This is a genomic window from Streptomyces sp. ICC1 (assembly GCF_003287935.1).
Classification (GTDB): Bacteria; Actinomycetota; Actinomycetes; order Streptomycetales; family Streptomycetaceae; genus Streptomyces; species Streptomyces tritrimontium.
On record NZ_CP030287.1, the window covers coordinates 7,905,632 to 7,919,121 of the forward strand.

Sequence of the window (13,490 nt, forward strand, 5' to 3'; positions counted from 1 at the left end):
CGGTACCGGTCGGTGCGTCAGCTTCGGTGAACATCCATCATTTCCTATCTTCTTAGTAGGGAAGTCTTGACGCGCGCCCGTCGCGCACCTCACGATGTGGCCATGTCCCCGTCGCAGCCGTTGTTGGTACGCCGCAGGCACGTTGACTTCCGTCGCGTAGCCAGCGCCGTCTGCCGACTCTTCTAGGGCTTCTTCGCAGGGCATTCCTCCGACGCGCACCGGCGTTCCGGTCGCGGTCCTCCTCCGTGTGCCGCGCTTCCCCGCACCCCGGCCCCTCTGTGCCGTGCGGGCCCGCCCGGTGTGTGCGGCGCGCCGGCCGTCCCGGTCGGCCCGTCACGGAGCCCCCCATGCCCCGTCGTGGCCGGACATCCGGCATCCGTACCCCACTCCGTGCAGCCGAAGGGGCTCATCGTGACCACCGCGCTTCCCGTTCCCGTACCCGCCCTGCGCCGTTCTCCGGCCCCCCGCCTCCAACTGGTCGGCGACCGCCTGCCCGGCTACCCCGCCGCCGGGACGGGCGACGGCCGCGTCGGGTACCTCGTGTTCCTGCCGGCGAACGTCGATCCGGTGGCCCTGATGAACGCGCACGGCATACGCCCGGAGGTCCAGCCCTTCGAGACCGGGCAGGCTCCGGCTCCCGCACCGGAACCCGAACCGGCCCTGCCGCTCGGGCCCGTCCGCTCCGACGACGCCATCCGGGTGGACCACGCCCGGCGGATGATCGAGGTCGACGGCCGTGAACTGGACCTGACCTACCTGGAGTTCAGCCTCCTGGCCCACCTCGTGAGCCACCCGTACACGGTGCACGCGCGGGAGGCCCTGATCTCCGGCATCTGGGGGTACGGGCACATCGGTGACGGCCGAACCGTCGACGTCCACGTGGCCCGGCTCCGCCGCAAGCTCGGTCCCGCCCACCGGGACCGCATCTCCACGGTGCGCCGGGTCGGCTACAAGTACGTGCCCGATCACCGGTGAGCGGAGCGGAAGTGCGCGAACGGCAGCAGGGCCCGGACCGCGCGTCGCGGTCCGGGCCCTGCTCCGTGCGGTGCCGCCCTGCGGCGGCTGTGCGTCAGCTCTGTGCGGCGTCGGCCGCGTCGCCCGCCTGCCCGGCGCCCTCGGCCGCGTCGGCCTTCTCGCGCATCTTGCGCACCAGCTCCGCCTTCTGGTCGGCGGCACCCTTGCGGTCGAGGTTGCGGTGCGGACCGTTGTTCTGCCGTTCGGCGCGGGACAGCCTCTTGCGCTGGCCGCCGCCCATGCCCACGGGGTTGTTGATGTTCTTGCTGACGGTCACGGGTTCTCCCGGAAATGATGTGAAGTGATCTACGGATTCATCGGTGGGGGACGGGCAGCGACGTCGAAGGACGTCAGGACGTCGAGGGACGTCAGCAGGAGCCCATCACGCTCTCACTCGTAAATCGGCGCCTGGAAGAACTGGAAGAACATGACAAAGACGTTACCCGGTTCCGTCGGCTCCGCACACCAACCCGTTCGCCGCCCCGGGATGATCTCTAGTGCTGTGGCCGGGAAGGTTTGCCGGGTCGTGGTGTCCGGTGCGGTGCATCGCAAGGCGGAGGACCACGCCTCGTACTGGCCGTACCGGTGTGGTCCGACAACGCGGCGAGGTGCCGTGCCGGGCGCCGCGACCCGGTGGACCTTTCCGGTCACAGCACTAGCTGGCCGGGGCGAGGTTCGTGTCGCGGGCGGCTTTCAGGGCTTGCGCGTGGAGCTCGGAGGCCTGGTCGCGGAGGCCTTCCATGCCCGGGGTGGTGGCGGCGAGGGTGAGTTCGCGCTCGATGACGGTGAGGTCGGCCTGCCAGACGTCGGCGAGGATGCGCCTGAGGTAGGGGGTGGAGTGGTCCCAGCCGTCGCGGGGGGTGCCGGGGCCGTAGCCGCCGCCGCGCACGGTGGCCAGTACGGCCGGCTTGCCCTCCAGGATCGGAGTGGGGCCGCCCGCTCCCGTGATGACGAGGTCGGCCCAGGTCTTGAAGTGCTGGGACACGCCGTAGTTGTACAGCGGGACGGCGAGCACCAGTGCGTCGGCGCCCGCGAGCTCCTCCGTGAGTGCGCCGGCCAGGGCGAGGGCTCCGCGCTGGGCGTCGGTGCGGGCGGGTTCGGGTGTGAACCCGGCCACGGTGGCCAGCGCCCAGGCGTCGGCCGGAAGGGGGTCGGTCCCCAGGTGGCGGCGTACGACCGGCTCGCCGGGGTGGGCGGCGGTCCATTCGGCTTCCACGACGTCGGCGATCTCGGCGCCGGCCGAGGTGTCGGGGAAGAGGCTGAAATCAAGACGCAGCAAGGTCATGGGTGTCTCCGCAGGTCAGCGGGATGCAGGTCCCGGATGGTCGGCCGGTGGTGGCTCCGTCAGCCAGCATAAACGGACTTTACCCCGTTTAGAAGTCCCGCTGTAGCGTGGACCTCGTGAATCGACCCGTCCTGCCAGTGGGAGCGCCCCGAGCCGAGCGCGCCGACGCCGTCCGCAACCGCGTGCTGCTGCTGTCCACCGCCCGCGAGATGATCGCCGAGCGCGGCGTGGAGAAGCTGACGATGGACGCCCTGGCCGAGCGGGCGGGCCTGGGCAAGGGGACGGTGTTCCGGAGGTTCGGCAGCCGCGCGGGCATCTTCCACGCCTTGCTGGACGACGCCGAACGCGCCCTCCAGGAGGAGGTGTTGTCGGGCCCCGAGCCGCTCGGGCCGGGGGCGGATCCGGTGGAGCGGCTGGTCGCCTACGGCCGGGCCCGGATCGCCTTCCAGCTGCGGCACCACGCCATCGCCCGGGCCGCTCTCGACGGCTCCCTGCCGGTACCGGCGGGAGAGCGCAGCATGTCGAGGATCCACATCCGCGTGCTCCTCGGCCAGGCTCCCCTCCCCGGCGCGGACCTCGACATGCTGGCGGTGCAGCTCACCGCCGCCCTCGAAGGCCCCTTCCTGCTGTACCTGGCGGCCGCCCGGGACGAGGAACCCACCGACCACGTCGACCGGATGGCCCGGGCCTGGCAGGACCTGGTCGAGCGCGTCTGTCGGGCCTGACCGGCCCCGGCGCACTGAAGGCGGCCCCCGGCCGGGCGGGTCCCCCGATCGGACCTGCGTGACAAGGGTGAAGCGGGGCACACGCGTGCCACCGCGCATCCCACCCCGGAGGCCGTAGATGTCCTTTGTGTCTGCCCAGACCGTTGTCCGCCTCGACGCGGAGCGGTGCCGTGTACCGCTCCGCGCCCGTTTCTCCTACGACGGCGAAGACCCGTACGTGGTCCAGGCGGTCTTCTTCGACGGGCCCACCGTCCTGGCCCGCTGGCACTTCGACCGGCAGATGCTGGCCGAGGGACTCCACACCCCGGTGGGTGAGGGGGACGTCGCCTTCAGCCCCCACCGGGCACCCGGCGGCGACGACGAACTCCGCGTCGCCCTGCGGGGCCCCAGTGCCGACGGCGAGCGGAACGCCGTCCTCTTCGTGGAGGCCCGCGCGCTCTCGGGCTTCCTGGAGCAGACGTACGCGATCACCGACGTAGGAGAGGAGTCCCTCGACCTCGACAGGCTCCTTGAGGAGTTCCTGGCCCGCTGACATCCACGACCGCGCCGGCGCCCGTACCCGCAGGTCAGCGGCCGATCGCCGCCGGGACTCAGGGTCGCCCCGACCGGGTTTGCGCCGCCCGGGGGAGGGTAGGCGCCGCATGGCGGGCGCCCTGCCGCCTCCAGCACCAGGAGGAGCGATGACCCGACGAGTCCACGAGGTCATGACGCGCAACCCCGTGACGGTCGACCAGCTGACCTCACTGGCAGAGGCCGCGCGCGTGATGCGCGACGCCGGAATCGGGGACGTACTGGTCGTCGACCAGGGCCGGCTCCGCGGCATCCTCACGGACCGCGACCTCGTCATCCGGGCCTTGGCCGAGGACCGTGATCCCGCCGAGACGACCGTGCGCGCGATATGCAGCACCGATCCGCTCACGGTCGGGCCCGACGACCTTGTCGACCAGGCCGTCGACCTCATGCGCCGGCACGCGCTGCGCCGCCTGCCGGTGCGCACCGAGAGCGGCGAGCTCGTCGGCATAGTCACCCTGGGCGACCTGGAAGTGGAACGGGATCCGGGCTCCCCGCTCGCCTCCATCGCGGCAGCGGCGGCGGAGTCGGAGTCGGAGGGGGGCGAGCGGTGAGGGGCGAGCGGTGAAAGCGGTGAGGGTCAGTCGACCTGCAGCTCGCCCATCCGGCTCCAGCCGGTCGCGCCCTCGATGGTGGTGCTGACGATCTCCGGCGTACGGGTGACCAGCGGGCGCATGGTCTCCAGCGCCGCACGGAAGTGGTCGGAGGTGACGTGCGCCTCCGCCGCGTCGTCCTGGAACGCCTCGACCAGGACGTAGGTGTCCGGCTCCTCCAGGCTCCGGGACCACTCGAACCACAGGTTGCCCGGTTCGGCGCGGGTGGCGTCGGTAAAGGCCGCGACCTTCCGGGGCCACTGCTCGACGTACTCGGGCTTGACGGGGAATTTGACCACAATGAAGATCATTCGGCCATTGTAGGCGCGGCCGCCGCACCGCTTCCCGGTCGCCGCCGCACCCTCCCCCAGACAGTGGAGCTTCGCCAGCGTCAGATGTTTCTAAGAGACAGTCCCCCTCCCTTCCCCTTCCTTCCCCTCCCTCCTCCTTCACGAAGGCGCCACCGATGAACGTTTCCCTGTACGTGAGGCACTCCCGCAAGGCCCGGGTCGCGGCCGCCCTCCTCTCCCTGGCCACCCTCGCGGCATGCGGCGGGCAGCCCGCCGGGACCGGCTCCGCGCCCACGACGAGCTTCACCGAGAACGGGGTCACCGTCACGCTCTCGATCTCCGACTGGCGTCCGCCACGGGCCACCCTGACCGCGCTCTTCACCCCCGAGGAGAAGGGGTTCCACCTCTACAGCACCGATCTGCCGGCCACCGGGATCGAGGGCGTGGGGCGGCCGACCGCGATGGACGTCACCGGCGTCCTGCGGGCGGACGGGAAGCTGACGGCCGCGGCGGACGTACTCACGATCAGCGTGCCCGGGGTCGAGGCCCCGGTCCCCGTGTACCCGGACGGCCCCGTCACCACCACACTGTCGATCCGCCTGGACGGCAACGGGGACGCGACCGTACTGCTCGGGTACGCGAGCTGCAGCTCCGAGGAGGGCTGCACCATTCCGGTCTCCGACCGCCCCGTCCACCTGCGCGTCACCGAAGAGGGCCCGGCCTTCGTCGGCCACTGAACGACCGTTCACCTAAGGTGTGCCCATGCCGAGCGTCTTGGTCGTCGAAGACGACCCCAGCATCCGCCAGTCACTCATCGAAGTCCTGGCGGAGCACGGGTATGCCGTGCGCAGCGCGGGCGACGGGTTCGGCGCACTGCGCGAGGTCACCCAGACGCCCCTCGACGCGGTGGTCCTCGACCTGGGGCTGCCCGATCTGGACGGAGGAGACGCACTGCGCATGATCCGGGGCATATCCTCCGTTCCCGTCCTGGTGGCCACCGCCCGCGACGACGAAGCGGAAATCATCCGGCTCCTCAACGCGGGCGCCGACGACTACCTGGTCAAACCCTTCTCCGGGGGCCAGCTCATCGCACGCCTCTCCGCGGTTCTGAGGCGCACCAGCCGCCTTCAGCCCGCCCATGCCGCGCACGCCGCCCCCGGATCGCGGCCGGCACAGGCCGCCGAACCGCTGCGCCCCACCACCGTGGGCGAGCTGGCGGTGGACCCCGGGGCGCGCACCGCCCACCTGTCCGGCCGCGAGCTCCGCCTCACCCGACGCGAGTTCGACCTGCTGGCCTTCCTCGCCCACCACACCGGCCAGGTCGTCTCCAAACGGCGGCTGCTGACCGAGGTCTGGCGGGAGCCGTACGTGGACGACCAGACCGTCGACGTGCACCTGTCCTCACTGCGCCGCAAGCTCGGCGAACGCGCCGCGGCCCCGCGCTACCTGCTCACCGTCCGCGGCGTCGGCATCAAGCTGGTGGCACCGCGGTGAGACGATCCCTGGCCGGAGTGGCGCTCGCCGTCACGTCCATGGTCGCCCTCTCCTTCCTCATACCGCTGGCCGCACTGGTGATGTCGCTCGTCAAGGAGCAGAGCGTCACCGCGGCCGAGCAGCGGGCCGCCGCGCTGGCCCCCGTACTGGCACTGACCACGGAGCCGTCCGCCCTGCGGGAGTCCGCCGCCAGCATGGACGCGGCCGAGTACGTGGTCGTGCACCTGCCGGACGCCCCGGCCCTCGGCGAATCCAAGTCTCCCGGGGCGCTGCTCGAACGGGCCCGGCAGGGCCGCGAGTCCATCTCCCAGCGCATTCCCGGCGGCTGGATCTGCCTGCAGCCGGTGGTGCTGCCCGGCGACCAGGTGGCCGTCATCGAGAACTTCGTCCCCGAACAGGAGCTGACCCGCGGGGTCAAGGCCTCCTGGGCGGTCATGCTCCTCCTCGCCGTGGGACTGGTCGGCGGTTCCGTACTGGTCGCCGACCGCCTCGGCGCGAAGGTCGTCAGGTCCTCCAAGAGGCTCGCCCACGCCTCCCAGGCCCTGGGCCAAGGAGACCTGGACGCCCGCGTGGACCCGATGGGCCCCAGGGAACTGCGGGAGGCGGCCGTGGCCTTCAACACCATGGCCCACCGGATGACCGAGCTGCTCGCCGTCGAACGCGAGCTGGTCGCCGACCTGTCCCACCGGTTGCGCACCCCGCTGACCGCCCTGCACCTGGCATCGGAACGCATGGCCGGCTCTCCGGAGTCGGCCAGGGTCGAGGCCGCCGTGTGCGCACTGGAAACGGAACTCCAGGCCATCATCACCGCGGCCCGCACACCGCTCGCCGTGGGCCCCATGGGCCAGGGCATGCTCGGCCCGGAAGCGGGCACGGCCCATCAGGCCACGGGCCCGGGACCGGCCGGACCCCGCTGCGAGGCGGCGGACGTCGTGCGCCGCCGGACCGCCTTCTGGGCGGTCCTGGCGGAGCAGCAGGACCGGCCCTGCTCCCTCGACCTCACCCAGGAGCCCGCGGCCGTCGGCCTCTGCGAAGACGACGTCGCCGCCGTGGTGGACGCGCTCATCGGCAACGTCTTCCGGCACACCCCGCCCGGCACCCCGTTCGGCGTCCGCGTCACCCGCACCGCCCAGGCGGTGGAACTGGTCGTGGAGGACGCGGGTCCGGGCATCCCCGAACCGGACCGGGCCCTGTCCCGGGGGAGCAGCAGCGGCTCCTCGGGGCTCGGCCTCGACATCGCGCGCAGGGCCGGGGCCGTCACCGGGGGATCGGTGCGCATCGCCCGCGGGCCGCGCGGCGGCGCGCAGATCACCGTGGTCTTCGGCCTCGCCGCACCCCTGCCGTCCGGACGCGGACCGCGCGCCTCCCGACGTCGTACGGGGCGGCCGCGCGCCCGGTGAAGGCCGGTGAAGGCCGGTGAGGGCCGGGGTGGGCCCGTGGCGGACCCGGGGTGGGCCCGCGCCGTCAGGCCGCCGGGGAGACCCCCGGCGCGACCTCGGGGAAGACCGGGGCGATCCCGAGGGCCGGCGCGATCGCCCGCCAGATCGTCGACTGGGCCGTGGCGATGTCGATCCGGGGGGCCTCCAGCAGCAGGCGGTTGCCCAGGCCGTCGCACAGGGCCAGCACCAGCGTGCTGACCTCGACGACGTCGCAGTCGGTGAACTCACCGGAACCGATGCCCCGTTCCACGACTCCGGCGACCCACGCGTGCAACTGGTCGTACAGGTCGACCGCGAGGTCCCGGGCCGCGCCGTCGCGCAGGGCGCGCACCCACAGCTCCTGCCAGAGCTTCCGGTCCTGGCGGAGCTCCGGATCGGTGGGCAGCATGCTCCGTACGATCCGGGCCAGGACGACGGCGGCCGGGCGCGAATCGTCGTCGCTGCCGGTGTCCGTGCCGGTCTTCGCGAAGGAGTGCGTCATCGCCTCGGCGAAGAGCTTCTCGCGGGTGTCGAAGTGGTAGTGGAGCAGGGCCTTCGAGACCCCGGCGTGCTCGGCGACCTTGCGCATGCTGACGTGCTCGAAGCCGATGTCGGCGATCACTTCGCACGCGGCCGTGAGGATTCGCTCACGCGTTTCGAGTGCGCGCTCGGCCTTGGTCACGTTGGCTGCTCCCCGTGTCGGCGCCCGTCGGACCGGGTGCGTGGGTTGGGTGGAAGGACCCCGGCGGCCCGGCCCGCCGGACCCCCCCATCCTCGCGCATGGGGCTCCCGGGTCGGGCGGTCAGGAGTAGGTGTGGAAACCCCGGCCGGTCGTGCGGCCGAGCAGGCCCGCGTCCACCATCCGGGCCAGCAGCGGCGGCGGGGCGTACAACGGCTCCCGGTACTCCGCGTACATCGACCGGGCGATCGCCTGGACGGTGTCCAGTCCGATGAGGTCGGCCAGGGCATGGCCGTCTACGTCGGCCAGTTCCTGTCGACGGGCACCTTCTGGAGCACGGAGCCCTGCCCCGGTCCCGAGCACGACAACCCGATCGGCTTCGGGCTCGCCGCCGGGGGCCAGGGTCTCCAGGAGGCGCCGGGGGCGGCGGCGCAGGCGGAGTCCCGCGTCCGGGGGGCCCTGCCCGAAGGAGTCGAACTGCCCTCGTCCGGAGCCTCCTTGCAGGCGGCGCAGTGCAACCGCCGGGGCCTGACCGCACTCGGCGAGTACGCGGTGCTGGGCATGACCAAGCGCAACATGATGCTGGAGATCGACCACATGAGCGTCAAGGCGGCCAACCAGGCGCTGCGGATGCTCGAATCCGAACGCTACTCCGGCGTGCTCTCCACCCACGGCTGGATGGACGACAACTGGACCGAGCGGGTCTACCGCCTGGGCGGCTTCGTCACCGGCCACATGTACGAGGCGCCCGCGTTCACCGCCGAGGCGCGCCGGCACGCCGCCCTGCGCGCCAAGTACGGCGCCGGGTACGGGATCGGCACCGACATGAACGGCTTCGCCTGGCTCCCCGGCCCCCGGGCCGCGGGCGCAGACCCCGTCCGCTACCCCTTCCGCAGCCCCGACGGCGGCTCGGTCCTCGACCGGCAGGTCACCGGCTCGCGCGTCTGGGACGTCAACACGGACGGCGGCGGCACCCACTACGGCCTCGTACCGGACTGGTCCGCGGCCACCGCCCCCACGCCGGACACCTGGCCTCCTCGCGCCCCCTGCCCGCCGGGTTCACCCACGAGGGGGTGTGGAAGGTGCTGAGGGACCCCGCGCCCGGCACGGTCCGGCTCTACGAGTGCAAGGCGGCCGACCACTCGCTGCTGACCGCCGACCCGGGGTGCGAGGGCCAACAGCCCCTCGGCGCGGTCGGATACGTGTACACCAAGGCGGTGCCGGGCTCGGTGCCCCTCTACCGGTGCTACGCACCTTCCGCATTCGACCACTTCGTCTCCAACAGGGCCGACTGTGAAGGGCCTTATGTGAGGGAGGGCCTGCTCGGCCACGTCATGCCGGTGGCCGCGCCGTAGCGGCACGACGCGAAGTGCCCCCGGCGCGTGCGACCCGGGGGCACCGTCGCGTTGATCCGAGGTCGGTCCAACGGACTCTTCGCGACCGGCCGGTCACGCAGGGGGCAGGCCCTGTTCGGACCAGACGGTCTTGCCTCCCGTGGTGTAGCGGCTGCCCCAGCGGTGCGAGAGCTGGGCGACGATGTACAGGCCGCGGCCGCCTTCCTCGGAGCTCCTCGCACGCCGCATCCTCGGCTGCGTGTTGCTGGAGTCCGAGACCTCGCACGTCAGGGTGTCCGCCCGGATCAGCCGGAGCCGGACCGGGCCGCCGGCGTGGCGAATGGCGTTGGTGACCAGCTCGCTGACGATGAGCTCCGTGCTGAAGGCGAGTTCGTCGAGGTCCCAAGCGGTCAGCTGCTCCAGGGCGAGACGGCGCGCGTCACCGACGATCGCCGGGTCGGCGTCGAGCCGCCATGTCGCGATGGAGTCGGCGTCCACCACCCGGGTACGGGCCAGCAGGAGGGTGACGTCGTCCCTCAGCCGGCCCGGCGGCAACCCCCGCACGATGTCATGGCGGGCCTCGCGCAGCGGCCGGCCGAGTACGTCCGCGCGCAGCAGGCGGTCCGCCAGGTCGCGCATGCCCTGGTCGATGTCCCCCTCTCCCCGTTCGATCAGGCCGTCGGTGTACAGGGCGAGGACGCTCCCCGGAGGCAGCTCGCGTTCGACCTGCTCGAAGGGCCAGCCACCGACCCCCAGGGGTGGGCCGGGGCTCAGCTCGACGTACTCCACGGTCCCGTCCGGGCTGACCACGGCCGGGGGCGGGTGTCCGGCGCTCGCCATGACGCAGCTGCGGGAGACCGGGTCGTAGACGGCGTACAGGCAGGTGGCCCCGGCCGGTCCGCTGCGCGGCGCCGTGCCCGCGTCGCCGTCTTCCCAGTCGTCGCTCTCGGCCTCGGCGACGACCTGCAGGACCATGTCGTCCACGTGCGCCAGCAGTTCCTCGGGTTCCAGCTCCAGGTCCGCCATCGCGCGTACGGCGCTGCGCAGGCGTCCCATCATGGCCGTGGCGTGCAGTCCGTGGCCGGCGACGTCCCCGGCCACCAGGGCGACACGGGCCGAGGACAGGGGGATGACGTCGAACCAGTCGCCGCCCACGCCGCTGTCCGCGTCGGCGGGCAGGTAGAGGCCGGCGGCCTCCAGTGCGGGCGTTTCCGAGGTGGCCGGCGGCAGAAGGCTGCGCTGCAGGCCCACAGCGGTACGGCGTTCCCTGGTGTACCGCCGCGCGTTGTCCACGGCGACGGCCGCACGGGTGGCGATCTCCTCCAGAAGTGCCAGGTCGTCCTCGTCCAGCGGGGGAGCGTCCCCCGTGCGCCAGAGCGTGATCCTTCCGAACCTGATGCCGCGAGCGCACAGCGGCGCCGTCACCGCCGAACGCGCACCCGGGACAGCGGTGGCCCACTCCGGGGCGGCGTCGTTCCCGGGCCCCGCGGACGGGGTTCCGAGGCCGGTGATCAGCTCTCCCCGGCACTCCCGCGCCTCGGGAGCGGCCGGTTCGGTCCCGCCCGCCCCGGGCACGGTCGGGTACGGAACGGCCGCCGCGAGAGGATCCGTGAAGTGGGCCGTACCCGTACGCAGCACGTCCGCTTCCGCACCCGCGACGGCCATGCGGATCAAGGGCTGGGTGAGGTGACCGTCAGCGGCCGGTTCACCGCCGGTCAGCACGGTCTCCGCGAGATCCACCGCGGCGCAATCGGCGAACGCGGGCGCCAGGATCTTGACCAGGTCCTCGACGGTGCGCAGGACGGACAGCGAACCGCCCAGCGCTCCGGTCGCGCGGTACAGCAGGTCGAGGCGCCCCCGCGACCGCTCGTGGTCGGTGACGTCGGTGAACACCGTCGCCACACCCATCGGATGTCCGTCGGGTTCCTGCAGCCGGAACGCCTGGATGGTCACGACCCGGCCGCCCCTCGGGTCGTCCGTGGTGCGCGCGGTCGTGTTGAAGCCGATCAGGGGGTTCCCGCTGCGCAGGACTTCCCGCAGCCGGTCGTCGATGGTCCGGGCGTCCTCGGCCCACAGGAAGTCGGCCAGGCGCCGGCCCTTCAGCTCGACGGGCACCCCGGTGTACGGCAACAGGTGCGTGTTCGTGCGCAGCAGTCGCAGGTCGGCGTCGAAGACGGCCAGGCCCACTCGGCCCTGCAGGAACAGTTCATGCGTGAAGGCGTGGTCCTGGCGCCATTGGGCGACCAGCTCCAGGGGTGCGCCGAGCACGAGGCAGCGGGCCGCGTCCCCCCGCGTGCCGTCGTTCAGCGGGATGACGCGGAAGCCGAGCTCCAGCTCGCGTCCCGAACCGTGCCGCAGGGTGGCCCGGCCCCTCTGCACAGGAGCACCACCCATGTCGCACCCCACCCCCGCCGACCTGCTGCTCACCGGAGCCCGCATCCACACCGTGGACCCGGACCTCCCCGAGGCCGAGGCCCTCGCCGTGGCCGACGGGCGGATCGTCTGGGTGGGCCCGGACGCGGAGGCCGAGGCCTGGGCGGGCCCGGACACCGAGCGGATCGACGCGGGCGGCCGACTGGTGCTGCCGGGCTTCATCGACGCCCACAACCACGTCCGGCTCGGCTCCGACGACGCGTGCGTACAGCTCGCCGGGGTGCGGACCCTGGAGGCGATCCTCGACCGGATCGGCGAGTGGCGCGAAGCCAACCCGGACGCCGAGTGGATCGAGGCCGAGGCCTTCGACTACTCCGCGATCCCCGGCGGGCGCATGCCCACCGCCGCCGACCTGGACCCGGTCACCGGCGACGTCCCCGCGATCGTGCTCTCGTACGACGTGCACACGGCCTGGCTGAACACCGCGGCGATGCGCCGCCTCGGCGTCGCGAAGGACCGTACCGACCTGCCCTTCGGCACGGCGGCCGTCGACCCCGGCACCGGCGAGCCCACCGGATTCGTCAAGGACTTCGCCATCAAGGGCCTCTCTCAGCAGGGCCACCGCGCCCTGCGCGACCTGGGCGTGCCGTGGGCCTCGCCGGACCGCCAGTACGGCCGCCTCGCCAAGAGCCTCGACGACGCGATCGGCTTCGGCATCACCACCGTCGTGGAGCCGCAGAACTCCCTGGACGACCTGGAGCTGTACGACCGGGCGCGCGCCGAGGGCCGGCTGCGCTCGCGGATCGTGGCCGCCCTGTTCCACCCGCGCGGCACCACCGACGAGGACCTCGACGACTTCGAGGCGGCGGCCCGCGCGTACGCGGGGGACCGGCTGCGCGTGGGCCCCCTCAAGCTGTACATCGACGACGTGGTGGAGCCGCGCACGGCCGCGCTGCTGGAGCCGTACACCGGCTGCGGCTCGCACCGCGGCGAGACCTTCTATCCGGCGGAGGAGTTCGCGGAGCTCCTCGCGGCCCTGGACGCGCGCGGCTTCCAGTGCTTCGTCCACGCCACCGGCGACCGGGGCATCCGCACCGCCCTGGACGCGGTCGAGCACGCGCGGGCGGTCAACGGCCCGCGCGACGCCCGCCACCAGGTGGTGCACGTGGAGTGCCTGGACCCCGAGGACGTGCCGCGCTTCGCGCAGCTCGGAGTGGTGGCCTGCATGCAGCCCCGGCACTGCGCGCCGGAGATCGCCGGGCCGGGCCAGGACTGGGCGGAGAACGTGGGCGAGGAGCGCTGGCACAAGGCGTGGCCGATGCGGAGCCTCTCCGAGGCCGGGGCGGTGCTGGCCTTCTCCAGCGACTGGAACGTGGCCGAGATGGACCCGATGATCGGCATCTACACGGCGCTGACCCGGCGCTCGCTGGACGGCGGCGATCCGTGGCAGCCGGAGGAGACCGTGGACGCGGCGACGGCGGTGTACGGCTACACGATGGGCTCGGCCCACGCGAACTTCCTCGACGCCGAACGGGGTTCGCTCACGGTGGGCAAGGCGGCGGACTTCGTGGTCCTGTCCCGGGACATCCTCGCCGTGGCCCCGGAGCGGATCCCGGGCACGGTCGCCGAGGTGGTCGTCGTCGCGGGCGAGGTGGTGGCCGGCACGCAGGCCCACCTCCACGGCGCGTTCCGGGCGGCGGCCTGACGGGTGCCGC

14 protein-coding genes and 2 pseudogenes are annotated in these 13,490 nt (G+C 72.7%); 10 read left to right on the forward strand and 6 right to left on the reverse strand.

What is annotated here, in order from left to right; genetic code table 11:
- Positions 1-411 precede the first annotated feature (411 nt).
- The gene (locus tag DRB96_RS36985; protein WP_239516398.1) at positions 412-975 is read left to right on the forward strand and encodes a winged helix-turn-helix domain-containing protein; all 564 of its coding nucleotides are present in this window, start codon (positions 412-414) and stop codon (positions 973-975) included.
- A 94-nt stretch (positions 976-1,069) separates the two neighbouring features.
- Here DRB96_RS36985 and DRB96_RS36990 read toward each other — a convergent pair whose 3' ends face one another.
- Positions 1,070-1,291 carry a DUF6243 family protein gene (locus DRB96_RS36990; protein ID WP_112452344.1) on the reverse strand — a complete coding sequence of 74 codons (222 nt, stop codon included), beginning with the start codon at positions 1,289-1,291 and terminating at the stop codon, positions 1,070-1,072.
- A 378-nt stretch (positions 1,292-1,669) separates the two neighbouring features.
- A complete protein-coding gene (locus DRB96_RS36995) occupies positions 1,670-2,299 on the reverse strand; it encodes an NAD(P)H-dependent oxidoreductase (protein ID WP_112452345.1) in 630 nt (209 codons plus the stop codon).
- Between the two features lie 116 nt (positions 2,300-2,415).
- Between DRB96_RS36995 and DRB96_RS37000 the strand changes: the two genes are divergently transcribed.
- The 3 genes from DRB96_RS37000 to DRB96_RS37010 all read left to right on the forward strand — a co-directional run bounded on the left by DRB96_RS37000 (position 2,416) and on the right by DRB96_RS37010 (position 4,148).
- Positions 2,416-3,024, forward strand: a complete 609-nt coding sequence (locus DRB96_RS37000; protein ID WP_112454208.1) for a TetR/AcrR family transcriptional regulator — start codon at positions 2,416-2,418, stop codon at positions 3,022-3,024.
- A gap of 118 nt (positions 3,025-3,142) precedes the next feature.
- Positions 3,143-3,556: an SsgA family sporulation/cell division regulator gene (locus DRB96_RS37005; RefSeq protein ID WP_112452346.1), complete on the forward strand. Its 414-nt coding sequence runs from the start codon at positions 3,143-3,145 to the stop codon at positions 3,554-3,556.
- A gap of 148 nt (positions 3,557-3,704) precedes the next feature.
- On the forward strand, positions 3,705-4,148 hold the full coding sequence (locus DRB96_RS37010; RefSeq protein WP_112452347.1) for a CBS domain-containing protein: 444 nt from the start codon (positions 3,705-3,707) through the stop codon (positions 4,146-4,148).
- 26 nt (positions 4,149-4,174) lie between these two features.
- Here the strand turns inward: DRB96_RS37010 and DRB96_RS37015 are convergent, their stop codons facing one another.
- Positions 4,175-4,498: a putative quinol monooxygenase gene (locus DRB96_RS37015; protein ID WP_112452348.1), complete on the reverse strand. Its 324-nt coding sequence runs from the start codon at positions 4,496-4,498 to the stop codon at positions 4,175-4,177.
- Positions 4,499-4,653: 155 nt separating this feature from the next.
- Here DRB96_RS37015 and DRB96_RS37020 point away from each other — a divergent pair, with 155 nt between their 5' ends.
- Genes DRB96_RS37020 through DRB96_RS37030 form a run of 3 tightly spaced genes read left to right on the forward strand, consistent with a single transcriptional unit; the run spans position 4,654 to position 7,371 of the window.
- Positions 4,654-5,214, forward strand: a complete 561-nt coding sequence (locus DRB96_RS37020) for a hypothetical protein (protein ID WP_112452349.1) — start codon at positions 4,654-4,656, stop codon at positions 5,212-5,214.
- 25 nt (positions 5,215-5,239) lie between these two features.
- Positions 5,240-5,971: a response regulator transcription factor gene (locus DRB96_RS37025; RefSeq protein ID WP_112452350.1), complete on the forward strand. Its 732-nt coding sequence runs from the start codon at positions 5,240-5,242 to the stop codon at positions 5,969-5,971.
- Complete coding sequence (locus DRB96_RS37030; RefSeq protein ID WP_112452351.1) at positions 5,968-7,371, forward strand: HAMP domain-containing sensor histidine kinase; 1,404 nt, start codon at positions 5,968-5,970, stop codon at positions 7,369-7,371. Before DRB96_RS37025 ends, DRB96_RS37030 begins: the two co-directional genes overlap by 4 nt.
- Positions 7,372-7,435: 64 nt before the next feature.
- Here DRB96_RS37030 and DRB96_RS37035 read toward each other — a convergent pair whose 3' ends face one another.
- Together DRB96_RS37035 and DRB96_RS37040 are read right to left on the reverse strand one after the other, a co-directional pair.
- A complete protein-coding gene (locus DRB96_RS37035; RefSeq protein WP_112452352.1) occupies positions 7,436-8,071 on the reverse strand; it encodes a TetR/AcrR family transcriptional regulator in 636 nt (211 codons plus the stop codon).
- Between the two features lie 120 nt (positions 8,072-8,191).
- Positions 8,192-8,353: pseudogene (locus DRB96_RS37040) on the reverse strand (3-hydroxyacyl-CoA dehydrogenase family protein); the annotation flags it as partial.
- Here DRB96_RS37040 and DRB96_RS37045 point away from each other — a divergent pair.
- Both DRB96_RS37045 and DRB96_RS37050 read left to right on the forward strand, forming a co-directional pair.
- Positions 8,354-9,067 (forward strand): annotated as a pseudogene (locus DRB96_RS37045) (hypothetical protein); the annotation flags it as partial.
- Between the two features lie 83 nt (positions 9,068-9,150).
- Entirely contained in the window at positions 9,151-9,423 is a 273-nt protein-coding gene (locus DRB96_RS37050; protein WP_162688647.1) for a hypothetical protein, read from the forward strand.
- Positions 9,424-9,516: 93 nt separating this feature from the next.
- Here the strand turns inward: DRB96_RS37050 and DRB96_RS37055 are convergent, their stop codons facing one another.
- On the reverse strand, positions 9,517-11,796 hold the full coding sequence (locus tag DRB96_RS37055; protein WP_112452355.1) for a SpoIIE family protein phosphatase: 2,280 nt from the start codon (positions 11,794-11,796) through the stop codon (positions 9,517-9,519).
- Here DRB96_RS37055 and DRB96_RS37060 point away from each other — a divergent pair.
- A complete protein-coding gene (locus DRB96_RS37060) occupies positions 11,795-13,480 on the forward strand; it encodes an amidohydrolase (RefSeq protein WP_112452356.1) in 1,686 nt (561 codons plus the stop codon). The genes DRB96_RS37055 and DRB96_RS37060 overlap by 2 nt on opposite strands.
- The last annotated feature ends 10 nt before the right edge of the window (positions 13,481-13,490 follow it).

What these genes read in the sequence shown, in the direction of transcription:
- DRB96_RS36995 (WP_112452345.1), bottom strand. Translation starts at nt 2,299, where the DNA reads ATGACCTTGCTGCGTCTTGATTTCAGCCTCTTCCCCGACACCTCGGCC.
- DRB96_RS37005 (WP_112452346.1), top strand. Translation starts at nt 3,143, where the DNA reads ATGTCCTTTGTGTCTGCCCAGACCGTTGTCCGCCTCGACGCGGAGCGG.
- DRB96_RS37010 (WP_112452347.1), top strand. Translation starts at nt 3,705, where the DNA reads ATGACCCGACGAGTCCACGAGGTCATGACGCGCAACCCCGTGACGGTC.
- DRB96_RS37015 (WP_112452348.1), bottom strand. Translation starts at nt 4,498, where the DNA reads ATGATCTTCATTGTGGTCAAATTCCCCGTCAAGCCCGAGTACGTCGAG.
- DRB96_RS37020 (WP_112452349.1), top strand. Translation starts at nt 4,654, where the DNA reads ATGAACGTTTCCCTGTACGTGAGGCACTCCCGCAAGGCCCGGGTCGCG.
- DRB96_RS37025 (WP_112452350.1), top strand. Translation starts at nt 5,240, where the DNA reads ATGCCGAGCGTCTTGGTCGTCGAAGACGACCCCAGCATCCGCCAGTCA.
- DRB96_RS37060 (WP_112452356.1), top strand. Translation starts at nt 11,795, where the DNA reads ATGTCGCACCCCACCCCCGCCGACCTGCTGCTCACCGGAGCCCGCATC.
- DRB96_RS37055 (WP_112452355.1), bottom strand. Translation starts at nt 11,796, where the DNA reads ATGGGTGGTGCTCCTGTGCAGAGGGGCCGGGCCACCCTGCGGCACGGT.